The organism is Chryseobacterium sp. TB1-D10, assembly GCF_059803555.1.
The window spans coordinates 1-16,664 of the sequence record NZ_JAPFHB010000010.1; the positions used below are offsets into that span (position 1 = coordinate 1).

The 16,664-nt window shown below is 37.0% G+C and carries 15 protein-coding genes; 7 read left to right on the top strand and 8 right to left on the bottom strand.

Going from position 1 to position 16,664, the window contains the following annotated elements:
* Positions 1–520: 520 nt before the first annotated feature.
* The 4 genes from OPU68_RS14075 to OPU68_RS14090 all read left to right on the top strand — a co-directional run bounded on the left by OPU68_RS14075 (position 521) and on the right by OPU68_RS14090 (position 3,641).
* Positions 521–1,039, top strand: coding sequence for a GFO_1088 family ECF-type sigma factor (locus tag OPU68_RS14075; RefSeq protein ID WP_498474617.1), 519 nt, complete (start codon positions 521–523; stop codon positions 1,037–1,039).
* Positions 1,005–1,739, top strand: a complete 735-nt coding sequence (locus OPU68_RS14080; protein WP_498474618.1) for a hypothetical protein — start codon at positions 1,005–1,007, stop codon at positions 1,737–1,739. The genes OPU68_RS14075 and OPU68_RS14080 overlap by 35 nt, the downstream gene beginning before the upstream one ends.
* 95 nt (positions 1,740–1,834) lie before the next feature.
* Positions 1,835–3,103, top strand: coding sequence for a DUF4252 domain-containing protein (locus OPU68_RS14085; RefSeq protein WP_498474619.1), 1,269 nt, complete (start codon positions 1,835–1,837; stop codon positions 3,101–3,103).
* Between the two features lie 13 nt (positions 3,104–3,116).
* Positions 3,117–3,641 (top strand): DUF4252 domain-containing protein, encoded by a 525-nt coding sequence (locus OPU68_RS14090; protein ID WP_498474620.1) that lies wholly within the window; start codon positions 3,117–3,119, stop codon positions 3,639–3,641.
* 14 nt (positions 3,642–3,655) lie between these two features.
* Here OPU68_RS14090 and OPU68_RS14095 read toward each other — a convergent pair whose 3' ends face one another.
* The 8 genes from OPU68_RS14095 to OPU68_RS14130 all read right to left on the bottom strand — a co-directional run bounded on the left by OPU68_RS14095 (position 3,656) and on the right by OPU68_RS14130 (position 13,483).
* The gene (locus OPU68_RS14095; RefSeq protein WP_498474621.1) at positions 3,656–4,027 is read right to left on the bottom strand and encodes an iron chaperone; all 372 of its coding nucleotides are present in this window, start codon (positions 4,025–4,027) and stop codon (positions 3,656–3,658) included.
* Entirely contained in the window at positions 4,027–4,482 is a 456-nt protein-coding gene (locus tag OPU68_RS14100) for a YciI family protein (RefSeq protein WP_498474622.1), read from the bottom strand. The genes OPU68_RS14095 and OPU68_RS14100 overlap by 1 nt, the downstream gene beginning before the upstream one ends.
* Before the next feature lie 60 nt (positions 4,483–4,542).
* On the bottom strand, positions 4,543–5,748 hold the full coding sequence (locus OPU68_RS14105) for an NAD(P)/FAD-dependent oxidoreductase (protein WP_498474623.1): 1,206 nt from the start codon (positions 5,746–5,748) through the stop codon (positions 4,543–4,545).
* A gap of 117 nt (positions 5,749–5,865) precedes the next feature.
* Positions 5,866–6,531 (bottom strand): hypothetical protein, encoded by a 666-nt coding sequence (locus tag OPU68_RS14110; protein WP_498474624.1) that lies wholly within the window; start codon positions 6,529–6,531, stop codon positions 5,866–5,868.
* 97 nt (positions 6,532–6,628) lie between these two features.
* Positions 6,629–9,976, bottom strand: coding sequence for a methylmalonyl-CoA mutase family protein (locus tag OPU68_RS14115; protein ID WP_498474625.1), 3,348 nt, complete (start codon positions 9,974–9,976; stop codon positions 6,629–6,631).
* Between the two features lie 247 nt (positions 9,977–10,223).
* Positions 10,224–11,864 carry a T9SS type A sorting domain-containing protein gene (locus OPU68_RS14120; protein ID WP_498474626.1) on the bottom strand — a complete coding sequence of 547 codons (1,641 nt, stop codon included), beginning with the start codon at positions 11,862–11,864 and terminating at the stop codon, positions 10,224–10,226.
* Between the two features lie 177 nt (positions 11,865–12,041).
* Complete coding sequence (locus OPU68_RS14125; RefSeq protein ID WP_498474627.1) at positions 12,042–12,518, bottom strand: Dps family protein; 477 nt, start codon at positions 12,516–12,518, stop codon at positions 12,042–12,044.
* Between the two features lie 89 nt (positions 12,519–12,607).
* Positions 12,608–13,483 (bottom strand): hypothetical protein, encoded by an 876-nt coding sequence (locus OPU68_RS14130; protein WP_498474628.1) that lies wholly within the window; start codon positions 13,481–13,483, stop codon positions 12,608–12,610.
* 137 nt (positions 13,484–13,620) lie between these two features.
* Between OPU68_RS14130 and rpsL the strand changes: the two genes are divergently transcribed.
* The 3 genes from rpsL to fusA are packed head-to-tail and all read left to right on the top strand — an operon-like array spanning position 13,621 to position 16,658.
* The gene (gene rpsL, locus OPU68_RS14135; protein WP_028122160.1) at positions 13,621–14,034 is read left to right on the top strand and encodes a 30S ribosomal protein S12; all 414 of its coding nucleotides are present in this window, start codon (positions 13,621–13,623) and stop codon (positions 14,032–14,034) included.
* Between the two features lie 23 nt (positions 14,035–14,057).
* Positions 14,058–14,534 (top strand): 30S ribosomal protein S7, encoded by a 477-nt coding sequence (rpsG, locus tag OPU68_RS14140; protein WP_498474629.1) that lies wholly within the window; start codon positions 14,058–14,060, stop codon positions 14,532–14,534.
* Positions 14,535–14,540: 6 nt separating this feature from the next.
* Positions 14,541–16,658, top strand: a complete 2,118-nt coding sequence (gene fusA, locus OPU68_RS14145) for an elongation factor G (protein WP_498474630.1) — start codon at positions 14,541–14,543, stop codon at positions 16,656–16,658.
* Positions 16,659–16,664 lie beyond the last annotated feature (6 nt).

Below are 16,664 nucleotides of genomic sequence, written 5' to 3' on the forward strand. Positions count from 1 at the left end.
TCGGGCAGACATTATGAAAAAAACTACCAAAATAATTTGGTTTGTCCATAGAAATCAAGTCGGGGCGCGCTTCGCAAGGAATCAACATTTCATTATCAATCCACGATTTGTCATTCCGTAAGAATCCAGACTGTTGAGGTTCCTACGGAAAGACAGAGTACTGTTTATTTCAGGATAATTTTGATTACATTTCCATAAGAATCTCCTTGCTAAGGAAAACCGCAGAGCGATGAACTGTTAATAGAAGGTCAAAATTCAAAACGACAATCTAAGCTCCAGCGGAGCGACCTGTAATTTATTTTAAGGGCAAAAACTATTATAACAGAAAATAAACTAAATTATTTTGTGTAAAAAATAAACTTTATTAAATTGATTATCAGGACCTTAATGATTATTAAGGTTCTTTTTTTATATTTGATGTAATAATTGTTACATTACAGATGTCTTACTTTTAAACAACCAAGAACTTTAAAGGTTTCCAAGCTTAAAACTTTGAACCTCAAACATTAAAAGAATCAATATGACTCAGGAAATATTTCAATCAACGGTTTACAGTCTCAAGAATGAGATGTTCCGTTTTGCGAAAAAGTTTCTGATGAGCGCAGATGAAGCCGAAGATGTCGTAATGGATCTGATGATGAAGTTCTGGCAAAAGAAAGAAGAACTTTTGGTTGTTGAGAATCTGAAAAGTTTCGCCATGAGAAGTGTAAAAAACGAATGTCTTAACCGCCTGAAACACCGCGAAGTGAAATTGGGATTTGCAAGCCAGACAAAACACACTTCGGAACTTTATCAGATCGAAACCAATAATATGAGAGAGCAGATTTTGGGATTCATTTCTCAACTGCCGGAAAAACAAAAAATGGTGATTCACCTGAAAGATGTGGAAGAATATGAAATCTCAGAAATTGCGGGAATAATGGAAATGGAAGAAAATGCAGTCCGTGTGAACCTGATGAGAGCAAGACAAAAAGTGAAAGAATCAATTAACAAACTCTATGCGTATGAAAACCGACAAATACAAGGATTGGGAATCTAAATTCTTCGGAGGCGAAGAGCTGACGCCGGAAGAGGAATTGTTCCTGAAAAATGAAAGCGACAATCCATATTTCTCATTCCTGAAAGAAGAGAAACAGGAAAAACTGGATATAAGTTTCGAAGATTTTTTGAAAAAAACTGAAGAACCAAGAATAGTTGCACTTCCGATTAAGAAGACATCTTACAAAATGTATTGGATGGCAGCGAGTCTGGTTTTATTAATGGGAATGAGTGCATTATGGATGTTCAATCAGCCTCAGAAAATTGAAACAACGATTGCTAAAAATCCGGATGTTCCTAAAAAAGAAAATGTAGAAAAAGTTCCGCAAGTTGAAGAAATAATTGAAGGAAATCCGGCTCCGAAAACAGTTTTAGCAAATCAGGAAAGTCAGAAAGTTGACAAAGCTGTAAATGATAAAATGGTGAAAGAGCTTGTGCAAAAGGAATTTAAAAAACTGATGGCGCAACAAGATTTATCCACAAAACAAGAAGAAAAGCAGATCCAGGTTCCAACAGAATCTACATCAGATTACAATCCGAATTATGTCATCATCAATGGAAAACCTATCTATGACGAGAGCGAAGCCATTGCTGTTACGGAGAATGCTTTTAATTATTTTGCAAGTAACGTTACCCAAACCATAAATCACGCAGAATCTGCCCAAAATCAAGTCGATTTTTACAGGATTCTTAATTATTAATTTTTAAACCAAATGCCATCGCTGCTGAAAATATTTTCAAACTAGATCTAATCAAAATGGCGATTGCATGAGACCTTAAACAAACAAATATCAAAATGAAAAAAATATCAATATTACTCGTATTATTTCTGTTGTCCACAAACATTTTCGGACAGTCGGAAAAGCTAAATGAACTCTTCGATCATTATCAGGATACGGAAGGCGTAACCTCTATCAAAATAGCAAAACCAATGTTCAAACTTTTGAACAGCCTTAAAATTGATGATGAGGAGTTAGGGAAAATACAGCCACTTTTGGTTAAAGTAAACGGACTTAAAATGCTGATTCTGGAGAAACCAAGTGCTTCGGAAAATGGAGATTCAGGAAATCAGAAAATGCTTCTGCAATCCGGAAAAATTGAAAAGGAAATTGCAGCCTCTCTCAAGAATATGAAATATGAGGAACTGGTAACCGTGAGCAGCCGCGATGCCAAGATCAAATTTATGGCTCAGGACATTACTGCCAATGTGATGGATAATCTGATCCTTAATATTATGTCGGAAGACAGCTCGGTCCTTATGCTGCTGGACGGGAAAATATCTATGGATGATATCAGCAATCTGATGGCGGAAACACAAAATGTAACTTCTGTAAATCCGGTTTCTACAATCACTTCGAATAATACGAATATGGGAAGTGTGAGAACGGTTTCTGAGTTTAATGGAATCGAAGTTTCCTCCGGTGTGGAAGTAGAATTCAGTCAAAATCCGACGCGAAATGTGACGGTAAAAACTGAAGCAGACAAGCAGCAATATGTAATGACAGAAGTTGAAAATGGGGTTTTGAAAATATTTGTAAGAAACAAAGGTGTTAGAAATCTGAACTTTAATAATCTGAAAGTAGTTGTTTCCAATCCGAAATTATCCAGACTTGTAACGAAATCCGGTGCATCTTTCAGAGCGGTAACGCCAATTAATGAGACAACGCTGGCCTTGAGCAGCAATTCTGGTTCATTGGTTTCCGGAACATTCAAAATCTCAACTAACACGGCTTTGGAAGTAGAATCAGGGTCCAATGTAAAAATCAATCTTGATACGAAATCAATTGCAATAGACGCAAGCAGCGGAAGTTCTTTGAAACTATCGGGAACGGCAAGTACAAGCGTGATCAGTGCTAGCAGCGGAAGTTCTGTTTCTGCAGGCGAGTTTGTAACAAAATCTGCGGTTGTAGATGCTTCTTCCGGATCCAGCGTGAAGATCAACACGACGGAAAGTGTAACAGCGAGTGCAAGTTCTGCAGCGTCTGTCCAATACAAAGGAAATCCTTCAAAAGTGACCAAGTCTGCTCAGGAAGTGACAGGCGCAAGTATCAACTCAATCAACTAAAAAACTTAAAATTATGTTACGATTCTTATACATTATCATTTTAGCGGTTGTTGGTTTTTTTCTACAATCATGTATGGTTTCTCAGAAAAAAGTTCACACCGATTTCTTTGATAACCCTGGATTCAAAAGTAATTCAACATTCGTAAGCATCAATGTTCCGACATTCTTAGCAAGATCGTACGTGAAAAATGCTTTGAGAGAAGATGGCGAAAGTCAGGAAGTCATAGATCTTGTGAAAAAGATCAAAGACGTAAAAGTCCTGATCGTAGAAAGCTCTACAACGCCAGTAAGAACTGAATTTCAGAAATATCTGAACAGTAATAATTACGAAGAATGGATGTCTGTGAAGCAGGAAGGAAACCTTATCAGCCTGAATGCTCAACAATCAAAAGACATTATCAATCGAATGATCATTACTGTAAGAGATGAAAAGGACGAGACGATTTTCGTAGATGTCACAGGGAAATTTACCGCGGATGATATTTCAAAGATCATCAACGCCACAGAGAAAAATCAAATCAAAATCAATAGAAATTAATTTTTCAACAGCCACTATTTATTAGTGGTTTTTGTGGTTTTGCTAATTCTGTCCTTTGCGTGGTTCACTATTTTTTTTATTAAGTCCAATGGAACATCTTCTTCCAGTGGAATTTGAATGGCGCCTTTCGAAGTTTTATATTGAGCCAGTTCTTTCTCGAAAAAAGATACAGCTTCCGGTCCGGGATATAGCCCGATATGATTTGTGAAAGCTGCGAAGTGAATGAGATTTTTATTCTGAAAAACAAAAGTCGGCATCAGGTATTTGATACATTCTTCTACTTCCGGAATTTCGTTTTTGATTTCAGTTCTGATTGTTTCCAATTTATATATGAGCTCTTCATCGAACTGAGAAAAGTAATCTTCAAAGGTTTTACAATTTTCCATCAGAATTTGACTTTAGTGACTTTATCATGAGATTTTAGGTAAAGCGGAAGAGCGGCAGAACCGTACCATTTGTAAAGTTCCACATCAAAAATCCCGGCTTTTACAGAAGGATCTGTCAAGACCAGACTTTCCGCTTCTTCTTTGGTTTTTGCATCCAGAATAAAAATTCCGCTGTAGTCATTTTGGTTTTTCTCCAGCATTGGACCTGCGACAATCAGTTTTCCGTCTTTTGCAAGTTTGTTGATATTATCCATATGGCCTTTCATCAGTTCAGCTTTCTTAGTCTTATCATTGATTTCAGCTTTCCCTTTTTTAAGAATTACGAGATAATAAGTTTTCATTCCGTATTGATCTGCTCCAAGAGAATCCGCTAATTTTTGATCAAAGTCTCGATTCTGTGCATATGCGACTGAAGAGAATATTGCCAGACAAAATATTGTGAAAATTAATTTCATATCATTAATGGTTTTAATCAAAGTTAAAAATTAAAATGATATACGAGTTTTTTTCACAAATTATCTTCTGAACCGGAAATATTCTGTTAATTCATGTTTCTTTCCTTTCAAAAAGTCAGATGCCATTTCCATTCCGATGACAGAAAACGTAATTCCGTTTCCACCAAATCCCAAAACAAAATAGGCACTTGAGAAGTCCGGATGTTCGCCGATATAAGGTAAGCCGTCTTTGGTTTCGCCGAATGTTCCGGCCCAGATAAAATCTGTTCGGAAATCATTTTCAGGAAGATGTTTGTGTAATTTTTTGACGAGTTTTTGTTCCTTTTCGTGTAACAGAGAATCTCGTTTTTTAGCATTGACGAATTCTTCATCTTCACCACCTATCAAAACGCGATTATCATCCGTTGTCCGCATATAGATGTAAGGTTCTGCAGTATTCCAAACCAAAAGATCATTCAGTTCTTTGTGATTATTCTCGTTCCGTTCGCCCACTATGGCATAAGTTGAAAGTAGATTTACAAAATCGTCTTTGATGATTTCTGTACTTTCGAAACCGTTGCAGAAAATCACTTTTTTCGCTTTGATTTTATTTCCAAATTCTGTGGTTGCAGTGACGCTATTTTTTTTATGATCGAAATTAATAATGTCGGTCTTATCAAAAACCTGCAAACCTTTTTTATGGTTGTAATGCAAAATATCGTGCGCCAGACAAAATGCATCGATGCTTCCGCCTTGTTCGGAAAGGATTCCACCGAATGTATTTTCGATTTTAAATTTCTCATTGATTTCTTCAGCCGAAAGCCATTTTACAGGAAAACTTGCCGCTTTTCTGGCTTCGAATTCTTTCATTAAATCTGGAACATCTTTTTTGAAAGCTGCAAAATAAAGCGATTCTTTTTTCTTAAAACCACATTCGGATTTTATTTGCTTGGCGACTTTTCCTAAATTGTCGATAGAATCATAACAAGCCCAATAGGCTTTTTCTGCACCTTCTTTCCCGATCATTTCTGACAGTTCATAAAGCGGAACATCGATCTCATATTGCAGCATCGAAGTAGTTGCACTTGTACTTCCGTTCCCGATTTCTCGTCTATCGACCAGAACAGTTTTGAAGTCGTCTTTTATCATTTGATGTGCTAGAAAAGATCCTGTAATTCCGCCACCGATGATGAGGATTTCGGTTTCGATATTTTCTCTTAGTGAAGGATAAGAATGTTTGATACCGTCTTTTACAAGCCAGAATGGTTCGGGAGATTTGAGTTTCATAGTTTGATTTTTGATTCTGATGGTGTAATCAAAAAGCAAACCGAGAATGTTATTTTAAAGTTCCTGATTACATATAACAAAAAAATCTCCAAGATTACTGAGAGATTTAATAGTTTATTAAGGATTGAAAATTAGTTTTTCGTCCGCTTCTACTTTGTCTAATGCTGTCCTTACGCCTTTTAAAGAATTTTCGTAATTATTATCTTTCCATTTTTTCAAAATCTCATTTTTGAAGTTTTGATTGGCGAGGATAAGATGCTGATCATTCAAATCAATAATTTTGGTATCAAGTGAGGCGTGTGCCATTTTACCAGTTTCGATCATTCCATAATAAGAGATCATAAAGCCGTAATTTACATTCACAAACAGCAATTCATCAACACCATATTTTGTCTTTAAAGCACTAAAGTCATAGCTGGAATATTTCTTTCCTTCTGATTTTTCTCCAGAGAATTTTTTTGCTGTTTTGTAATCGAATTTCTCATCAATTATCACAACTTCTTTACCTTTTGCTTTGAATATGTCAGAATAGATAACTGTCAATTCTTCTTTTGGATGGTTATTCTGACCCATAAGATCAAGAGCTTCCTTGTACTTATCTCCTGATGTCACAGCCATATCCAATAGACCTTGAGATCCTTCTTTGAATTTTGCAGGTGGATTGGCGTTGATCAAAATTCCAACCTTAGTTGGTTTCTGCCAATAGTCCGCAGACAAGGCCACTTTTGGGACACAACTAGTGACCAATAACAAAATAGAGAAAAGTAAAACTAATTTTTTCACGATGATATAATTTTTAGGTGGCGAAAATAAGAAAAAAACCTCAAAGAAATTTCCTTGAGGTTTAATTTATATTTAAAACAGTCTGCCCGAAACGGACCTACATATTCCTTCTGTATTTACCACCCACTTCAAACAAAGCATTGGTAATCTGCCCAAGCGAACAATACTTCACGGCATCCATCATTACATTAAATAAATTCTGCTGATTGATTGCTGCGTGTTGTAGCGTTTTCAGAGCGGCTTCTGATCTGTCTTCATTGGATTTCTGGAAATTATGCAGAGTCTCGATCTGAACCTGCTTTTCTTCCTCAGTCGAACGGATAACTTCTCCCGGACGAACCGTTGGCGAACCATCTTTTCCTAAAAAAGTATTTACACCGATGATTGGATATTCTCCGGTGTGTTTCAACCATTCGTAATGCATCGATTCTTCCTGAATTTTTGAACGTTGGTACATTGTTTCCATCGCACCCAAAACGCCACCTCTTTCTGTGATTCTGTCGAATTCTGCATAAACAGATTCTTCAACTAAATCCGTTAATTCTTCAATAATAAATGAACCTTGAAGCGGATTTTCATTTTTAGCTAATCCTAATTCTTTATTGATAATCAACTGAATAGCCATTGCTCTTCTTACAGACTGCTCAGTCGGAGTTGTAATCGCCTCGTCATAAGCATTCGTGTGCAATGAATTACAGTTATCATAGATCGCATAAAGTGCCTGAAGCGTTGTTCTGATGTCATTAAAATCAATTTCCTGAGCGTGAAGCGAACGTCCCGAAGTTTGAATGTGATATTTCAACATCTGGCTTCTTTCGTCTGCTCCGTATTTCAGTTTCATTGCTTTTGCCCAGATTCTTCTTGCTACACGTCCGATTACTGAATATTCAGGGTCGATACCGTTGGAGAAGAAGAAAGATAAGTTGGGTGCAAAATCATTGATATCCATTCCTCGTGACAAATAATATTCAACATAAGTGAAACCATTTGCTAAGGTAAATGCCAACTGAGAAACAGGATTGGCTCCCGCTTCTGCAATATGATAACCCGAAATGGAGACCGAATAGAAATTTCTTACTTTTTCAGTAATGAAATATTCCTGAACGTCACCCATTAATCTTAAGGCAAATTCAGTGGAAAAAATACAAGTGTTCTGAGCTTGGTCTTCTTTTAAAATATCAGCCTGAACAGTTCCACGAACAGTTGCAATGGTTTTAGCTTTAATTTCAGCATAAGCTTCCGCAGGAATTACTTCATCTCCGGTAAGTCCTAATAATTTTAATCCTAAACCATTATTGGAAGGAGGTAATTCACCGTTATATTTTGGTCTTTCTAAACCTTTATCGTCGAATTTTGCCTTTAAAGCTTTTTCAACATTCGCTTCAAGCTTATGTTCAGCAATATATTTTTCAACATTCTGATCAATAGCAGCATTCATAAAGAAAGCTAATAACATCGGTGCAGGTCCGTTGATTGTCATTGAAACCGAAGTCATTGCATTGACCAAGTCAAAACCGGAATACAATTTTTTCGCATCATCCAAAGTAGCGATGGAAACTCCCGCATTTCCGATTTTACCATAAATATCCGGTGGTAAAGCAGGATCCTGTCCATACAAAGTCACGGAGTCAAACGCTGTGGATAAACGTTTTGCATCCATTTCCGCAGAAACATAGTGGAATCTTCTGTTCGTTCTTTCAGGTCCGCCTTCTCCTGCGAACATTCTTGTCGGGTCTTCCCCGGTTCTTTTGAAAGGATAAATTCCCGCAGTGTAAGGAAATCCGCCCGGAAGATTTTCCTGACCTTTCCATTTGATTAAATCTCCCCAATCTGTGTATTTTGGTAAAGATATTTTTGGAATTTTTAAATGGGATAAAGATTCTGTTGAGGTTTCCACCTTGATTTCTTTTCCACGAACGAAATATGAGTAAAATTCAGCCTTGAAAGCCTGTTTTGTATCTTCCCAATTGTTCAGGAAGTCAATATTTTCCTGTTGAAGGTCTTTTTCGGCTTTTTGATATTCTGTATCCAAAGTTTCATTAGAAAGAAATTTTTTAACTCCTTCAATATGATACATTTTTCTTGCTAATTCTGCCTGTTTTTCAACATTGGCATCGTAAATTCTATTATTTTCTACAATTTCTGATAAGTAACGAACTCTTTTCGGAGGAATGATGGTAATATCTTCAGAAACTTCCTGTTCAACAAATCCTTGTAAGTTTAAACCAGAATATTTCTCATTCACTTTTTCGATTAATCTATTGTACAAGTCAGTTGTTCCGTGGTCATTGAATTGAGATGCTTTTGTCGCATACACCGGCATATCATCCAACGGACTTTCCCAAAGTAAATGGTTTCTCTGGAACTGTTTTCTTACCGCCTGAAGTGCATCAAGCGCGCCACGTTTGTCAGATTTATTTAGAGCAACCAAGTCTGCATAATCCAACATATCGATTTTTTCCAACTGTGTTGAAGCTCCGTATTCAGGCGTCATTACGTACATTGAAACATCAGCAAAATCTGAAACTTCAGAACCGGATTGTCCGATACCCGAAGTTTCCAGAATGATAACATCTGGATGAGCCAGTTTCAAAACATTCAAAGCGGAATGAATGAATGGAGAAACAGAAACGTTGTTTTCTCTCGTCGCCATTGAACGCATATAAACTCTAGGATCGTTGATTGCATTCATACGAATTCTGTCTCCCAATAATGCACCTCCGGTTTTCTTTTTCGAAGGGTCAATTGAGATGATAGCAATTTTTTTATCGGTATTTGAACGTAAAAAACGTCTTACCAATTCGTCTGTCAATGAAGATTTTCCGGCTCCACCAGTTCCTGTGATACCGATAATTGGAATATTTAAGTCTTTTGATTTTTCGTCAATAGCTTTTACCAAATCAGGTTTTTCGTCTGAAAAGTTTTCGACCGCAGAAATGATTTTAGCAATACTTGTAGAATTTTCAAAACTAATTGAATCTAAATCTTCCGCCGTCACATCTTTTCCGGTTGCGAAATCTGATCTTTTAACCAAATCATCAATCATTCCCTGAAGACCTAGTTCACGACCGTCGTCCGGAGAATAAATTCTGTCAATTCCATAAGACATTATATCTTCGATTTCTTCAGGCAGAATTACACCGCCACCGCCACCGAAAATTTTTATTTGCGGAGAGTTTTTCTCTCTTAAAAGGTCGTAGATGTATTTGAAATATTCGTTGTGACCACCTTGATAAGAAGTCAGTGCAATTGCGTTGGCATCTTCCTGAATGGCTGTGTTTACCACTTCTTCAGCAGATTTGTCGTGACCAAGGTGAATGACTTCGCATCCCGTTCCCTGAATCACACGGCGCATAATATTGATGGCCGCATCGTGTCCGTCGAACAGTGAAGCCGCAGTAACGATTCTTACTTTGTTTGTAGGCGTATATTTTTGGATTTCCATATTATATTATCGATAGGTTTCAAAGATAATATTTTTTATGAAATGGCAATGAAAACGGAAGGTAGAAGTTGGGTATAGCATGATTGGAAACGGAAACCCACAGCCCCGATTGACTCTTATTTTATATTTTATCTTTGGAATCGTCGAATCTCGTTCCTCGATTTGCAGCGGATATCCCACAGCAAGCTTTGGAAAATGCGGCGGCGCGGGGAGTAGGAGTGAAAAGCGGATTATGTTACTAAAAAATTTACTGCTTGATAAACTTGAAGTTCTTGAATTCTGTTTCGGTTTTTACAGAAAGTAGATAAACGCCGGCAGGTAGTTTGGAAACGTTGATCTTTTGGTTGGTATCGGAGATCATTTGTTTGCCTGTTAAATCAAAAATAGCAACTTTCTCTATTTTATGTTTAACATTAAGAATATTGATGAAGTCTGTAGCAGGATTTGGATAGATGCTCAAATCTTTTAGGTCAGATGTTCCTAAAGTTGATAAGGATTCTACCAAAGAAATTGGTTCGCGGAAAAGCGATAAGTCAAAAATGACATTGTTATTCAAAACATCATAGGTATAGGCTTCTGCTGTGTAAATAGCATAGTCTGTATTCTGAACATTGCTGAAGTTAAGGCTTTCTGTAGATATATTCATTTTTTGATCCAGATTTTTGAACCAAGTGAAAGTGTAGTCGTTTCCGGAAAGAGATTGTTCCAATTTGGCCTGTTGTCCTATGATTCCCAATACTTCTTTTTCTGCATCGTAACGCTGTGGTGAGTAATTGAGATCTGTCTGCTCTGAGAAATCTGTGATATAATTTGAAAGATCTGTTTTAGAGAACCTATTGTTACTGATATGTGTGATTGCGGGTAATTGATCTGGTAGTTCGCCTGTTAATTGATTGCTGTTCAAATTTACCATCACCAGTTTTGACATTCCCAATAATGCGGATGGGAAATTGCCTGAAAGCTGATTGTTGTTAAGAAATAATTGTTGAAGAATTGACAGTGAAGTAAGTGTTGCCAGATTTCCGCTTATTTTGTTTCTGCCAAGATTTAGGCTTTGAAGCTTCTCAAGTTGAGCAAGTTGATTAGGAACCTGAGAAAGCTGGTTGTTTTCCAGAGAAAGCCATTCCAGGTTTGTTAGCGTTGAAAGTCCAGATGTATTTTGCTCGGTTAAATTGTTTCTGCTGAGATCCAGGCTTGTAAGTTGTGTACGTTGCGAAACCTGAATTGGAATCTGAGAGAGACCGGTGCCTGAAAGTGAAAGGGTTTTCAGCTTTGTAAGTCCTGCGATGTTTCCGTAAGCATTGGCTGCAATTGGATTATTGTCTAATATTAAAGTTTCAAGATTTGTAAAGGCTGCAATTTTTGCGGGAATATTAACGAGACCAAGATCTGAAATATTCAGAATTTTGATGCTGTTGAAGCTCTGAAGTGTTCCGTTGACATCAGAAATAACAAAATAGTTTCCGCCCAGGCCAAGATCTTCAACATTAAAAAGCCCCGATAAAGCAGTGGTGGGATCTCCCGTCAGCCTATTATTACTGACGTCTAGTTTGGTGAGTAAGCTGAGCGATGAGATACTTGTCGCCACTTCGCCAGTAAGTTTATTATTACTAAAATCTAACTTGGTAAGTTTTTTAAAAGAAGATATATTTGTCGGGAAAGCGCCGCTCAAAGCATTTCCTGCGAGGTTTAGTTCTACAACTGCGCCATTTTTTACCACAACGCCAAACCAAGTTCTGGGATCTTTTTCCAAATCCCAGGTTCTATTCCAGTTTGTTCCGTCTGTAGAATTATAAATATTAAGAAGAGCGCCTCTTTCTGCATTGGAAATGCTCCATTGTGCGTAGAAAAAATTGGAAATCAGTAAAAAGAATAGAATTTTTTTCAAGTGTGTGCAAGATTAAAACGCAAATATAATGGATAATCAAATTAGTTGATCTATTTTTTAAAAAATTAATGATTATTTATAAAGAAGAAGAACTGTTTTTGGCAATTTGAGGTATTATAATAATGAAAAATCCAGCCTGTTATGGCTGGATTTCATTTTTTTAAAAAAATTAAGTTTCTATTTTCCAAGATAAGAATTGTACATCCAAACCTCTTTTTCCTGTTCTGTAATGTAATCGCTCATTTGGGAATTAGTTCCTTCGTCGCCCGCTTCGTCTGTAATGTCAAGCAGTTCTCTTTGAAGATCAATTACTACTTTGAAAGAATTGAGGATAATTTCAACACTTTTGTTTCCGTCGCTTACTTCTTTGCTTTCTTTGATAGTCGAGACCTGAAGGTAGTCTGAATAATTGTGAGCCGGAGTTGCGCCAAGTGTCAAAATTCTTTCCGCGATTTCATCGATTTTTAAAACTAAACTATTGTAAAGTTCTTCAAATTTGGGATGAAGGGTAAAGAATTGGTCACCTTTGATATTCCAGTGCGAGCCTCTTGTATTTTGATAAAAGACCGAGTAATTGGCTAATAAGATATTCAGTTTGTCTGAGATGTTTTTGCAATCGGATTCTTGAAGTCCGATCAGGGTTGTGTTTTTCATAGTGATCTAATTGTATCCGAAATTATGATTAATAATTATGCCAAATCACCTAATATGTTTGTGATTACAAAATGATTTTTTTCATTGTTTTATTTTATAATATCTATTGCTTTTCTTACTTCGTTATTATCTGGTTGTTGCCTAGGACATTTTTGAACACCATCCGGAAGTTTATCTTTGATGAAATCATTATAATCCAGACAATTTTTGAAAATATTAAATTCCTGATTTTTATAATCCCATACAATTCCTTTACCTGTATTTAATGTTCCGGCCATAACGCCACCTGCAGGTCCTGCATTGTAAGCAAGACCTTTTGCCCAAACATTTGCCAAAGCAACTTCGGTATAGATATAATTGTCTCCGCCAAATAAGGCTTTCACAAAGCTGTTAGGGAAATCAGAGGTTTGTGCGCGATCTGTTTTATTTCTGTTTGTCAATATTGCTGCAACACTGAAATATAAATTTCCGTGATAAACAACCGCAAACACATCTTTTAATTTTTTATCAGTCCTCGAATCATAGAAAAAACATTCAGAAGCATTGTCGTCTACCAATTCTTTTGTAAAACCAATTAAACCTTTTTTCGAAAGTTCTTGATTTTTGGAAGGTGTTTTTTTTATGAAATCTTCTTTTGTAGCATATATGCCTTCCGGAAAATCAGTTTTATTAATAACAGTAGTGCTGGATATTGGTCGAAAAATGTCTCCGGTTATAGAAGTGAATTTTGGGTCGGTTTCTGATACCTCTTCAATACTTTTAATAGAATTGTCATAGAGTTCCTCCATCTCCTTGTTTGTGGCATTCAGATAATGGGCTTTTCCGTTTTTATCCCAGGTTAAATCTTTAAATGCAATAGATTCATTAGTGGCGGTTATGATAATTCCTTCTTTGTAATTCTTTTTTTCCTGAGAAAAAATATTGGTAAATAAGAATAAGGCTCCTAATGCTAATAGTCGTTTCATGATTGATTTAATTTTTGCAAACTTACAAAATGCTATAAAAAAAATATATACTGGAAATTAAATTTTAATTTTTTCATAACTACTTGTAGATTAAAAAATTATTCATATTTTTGCACCCTAAAATAAAAAGCAATTAAATGCCTACTATTCAACAATTAGTTAGAAAAGGAAGAGTCGCACTCACCAAGAAGAGTAAATCGGCTGCCCTTGATTCTTGTCCACAAAGACGAGGTGTATGTACGAGAGTATATACTACCACTCCTAAGAAACCTAACTCTGCACTTAGAAAAGTTGCAAGGGTAAGACTTTCAAACGGTAAAGAGATCAACGCCTACATCCCGGGCGAAGGACATAATCTTCAAGAGCACTCGATAGTATTGGTACGCGGCGGAAGGGTGAAAGACCTACCGGGAGTACGTTATCATATCGTAAGAGGAGCACTGGACACTGCAGGTGTAAGTGGTAGAACTCAAAGACGATCTAAGTATGGAGCTAAGAGACCAAAACCAGGTCAAGCTGCAGCTGCACCAGCTAAAGGAAAGAAAAAGTAATCATTAAATAAGGTACAGAAACAATGAGAAAGACAAAAGCGAAAAAAAGACCGTTGTTACCAGATCCAAAGTTTAATGATCAATTGGTAACTAGATTCGTAAACAACTTGATGCTAGACGGTAAGAAGTCTATCGCATTCAAAATATTCTATGACGCATTAGACCTTGTAGAAGCAAAAAAAGGAGAAACTGAAAAGTCTGCCCTTGAAATCTGGAAAGATGCATTGACAAACGTTATGCCTCACGTAGAAGTACGTTCTAGAAGAGTAGGTGGAGCTAACTTCCAGATTCCTATGCCAATCCGTGCTGATAGAAAAATTTCTATGGCAATGAAATGGTTAATCCTTTACTCTAAAAAGAGAAATGATAAGTCAATGGCTTTGAAATTGGCTAACGAAGTTGTAGCTGCTTCAAGAGAAGAAGGTGCTGCTTACAAGAAAAAATCTGATACTCACAAAATGGCGGAAGCTAACAAAGCTTTCTCACACTTCAAATTCTAATTAGAAATGAGTAGAGATCTTAAATTTACAAGAAATATTGGTATTGCCGCACACATTGATGCGGGAAAAACAACCACTACAGAAAGAATTTTATTCTATACAGGTGTAAACCACAAAATTGGTGAAGTTCACGATGGTGCTTCTACAATGGACTGGATGGAGCAGGAAGCAGAAAGAGGTATCACAATTACTTCTGCTGCAACTACTTGTTCTTGGAATTTCCCAACAGACCAAGGTAAAGTGCTTCCTGAAACTAAACCTTACCACTTCAACATCATCGATACACCGGGACACGTTGACTTCACAGTAGAGGTTAACAGATCTTTGAGAGTATTGGATGGATTGGTATTCCTTTTCTCTGCAGTAGATGGTGTAGAGCCTCAGTCGGAAACGAACTGGAGACTTGCTGACAACTATAAAGTAGCGAGAATGGGATTCGTAAACAAAATGGACCGTCAAGGTGCTGATTTCCTTAACGTGGTAAATCAGGTTAAGACTATGTTAGGATCAAACGCAGTTCCAATCGTTTTACCAATCGGTGCTGAAGAAGATTTCAAAGGTGTTGTTGACTTGATCAAAAACAGAGCTATCATCTGGGATGAGGCAGGACAAGGTGCTACTTTCGAGGTAGTTCCAATTCCTGAAGACATGAAAGCTGAAGTTCTGGAATACAGAGAGAAATTAGTAGAAGCTGTTGCTGACTACGATGAAACTTTGATGGAGAAATTCTTCGAAGATCCGGATTCTATCTCTGAGGACGAAATCAACGAAGCTTTGAGAAAAGCGACTATCGATTTATCTATTATCCCAATGACTTGTGGTTCTTCGTTTAAGAATAAAGGAGTACAGTTTATGTTGGATGCAGTATGTAAATATTTGCCTTCTCCATTGGATAAAGACGATATCAAAGGTACAGACCCAAGAACTGACGCTGAAATTTTCAGAAAACCAGACGTTAAAGAGCCTTTCGCAGCTTTGGCATTTAAGATTGCTACCGATCCGTTCGTAGGAAGATTGGCATTCTTCAGAGCATACTCTGGAAGACTGGATGCAGGTTCTTATATCTTGAACACCCGTTCAGGAGATAAAGAAAGAATCTCAAGAATCTATCAGATGCACGCTAACAAGCAAAATCCTGTTGAATATATTGAAGCAGGAGATATTGGTGCAGCTGTAGGTTTCAAATCTATCAAAACTGGTGATACAATGTGTGACGAGAAAAACCCAATCGTTCTAGAATCGATGGTTTTCCCTGATCCGGTAATTGGTATCGCTGTTGAGCCTAAAACTAAAGCTGACCAGGATAAAATGGGTAACGCTCTAGCTAAATTGGCTGAAGAAGATCCTACTTTCACAGTGAGAACTGATGAAGCTTCTGGACAAACGATCATTTCTGGTATGGGTGAGCTTCACTTGGATATCATTGTTGACCGTATGAGAAGAGAATTCAAAGTTGAAGTTAACCAAGGACAGCCTCAGGTAGAGTACAAAGAAAATCTTACAAAAGTTGCCAGCCATAGAGAAGTTTACAAAAAACAATCTGGTGGTAAAGGTAAATTTGCTGATATTGTATTCGATCTTGGACCAGCTGACGAAGGTAAAATTGGTTTAGAATTCATCAATGAGATCAAAGGTGGTAACGTTCCTAGAGAATTTGTTCCTGCAATTGAAAAAGGCTTTAAAGCTGCAATGAAAAACGGTCCTTTGGCTGGTTTCGAAGTTGAAGGTATTAAAGTTACTCTTAAAGACGGATCTTTCCACGCAGTGGATTCTGATGCACTTTCTTTCGAATTAGCTGCAAAATTAGGATTTAAAGAAGCGGGACGTGCTGCTAAGCCAGTAATTATGGAGCCTATTATGAAATTGGAGGTTGTAACTCCAGAGGAATATATGGGTAACATCATTGGTGACCTTAACAAGAGAAGAGGTACGATCAGTGGACAGGAAGAGAAGAACGGTGCCGTTGTAATCAAAGGTTCAGTTCCATTGTCTGAGATGTTTGGCTATGTAACAACTCTAAGAACACTTTCATCAGGAAGAGCTACTTCTTCTATGGAATTAGAGAAGTACCAAGCTACTCCTCAAAACGTTGCTGAAGATATCATTGCTAAAGCAAAAGGTTAATTTTTA

Bases quoted from the DNA above. Each gene is read 5' to 3' on its own strand.
- OPU68_RS14075 (WP_498474617.1), top strand. From the start codon at position 521: ATGACTCAGGAAATATTTCAATCAACGGTTTACAGTCTCAAGAATGAG.
- OPU68_RS14080 (WP_498474618.1), top strand. From the start codon at position 1,005: ATGAAAACCGACAAATACAAGGATTGGGAATCTAAATTCTTCGGAGGC.
- OPU68_RS14085 (WP_498474619.1), top strand. From the start codon at position 1,835: ATGAAAAAAATATCAATATTACTCGTATTATTTCTGTTGTCCACAAAC.
- OPU68_RS14090 (WP_498474620.1), top strand. From the start codon at position 3,117: ATGTTACGATTCTTATACATTATCATTTTAGCGGTTGTTGGTTTTTTT.
- OPU68_RS14095 (WP_498474621.1), bottom strand. From the start codon at position 4,027: ATGGAAAATTGTAAAACCTTTGAAGATTACTTTTCTCAGTTCGATGAA.
- OPU68_RS14100 (WP_498474622.1), bottom strand. From the start codon at position 4,482: ATGAAATTAATTTTCACAATATTTTGTCTGGCAATATTCTCTTCAGTC.
- OPU68_RS14105 (WP_498474623.1), bottom strand. From the start codon at position 5,748: ATGAAACTCAAATCTCCCGAACCATTCTGGCTTGTAAAAGACGGTATC.
- OPU68_RS14115 (WP_498474625.1), bottom strand. From the start codon at position 9,976: ATGGAAATCCAAAAATATACGCCTACAAACAAAGTAAGAATCGTTACT.
- OPU68_RS14125 (WP_498474627.1), bottom strand. From the start codon at position 12,518: ATGAAAAACACAACCCTGATCGGACTTCAAGAATCCGATTGCAAAAAC.
- OPU68_RS14130 (WP_498474628.1), bottom strand. From the start codon at position 13,483: ATGAAACGACTATTAGCATTAGGAGCCTTATTCTTATTTACCAATATT.
- rpsL (WP_028122160.1), top strand. From the start codon at position 13,621: ATGCCTACTATTCAACAATTAGTTAGAAAAGGAAGAGTCGCACTCACC.
- rpsG (WP_498474629.1), top strand. From the start codon at position 14,058: ATGAGAAAGACAAAAGCGAAAAAAAGACCGTTGTTACCAGATCCAAAG.
- fusA (WP_498474630.1), top strand. From the start codon at position 14,541: ATGAGTAGAGATCTTAAATTTACAAGAAATATTGGTATTGCCGCACAC.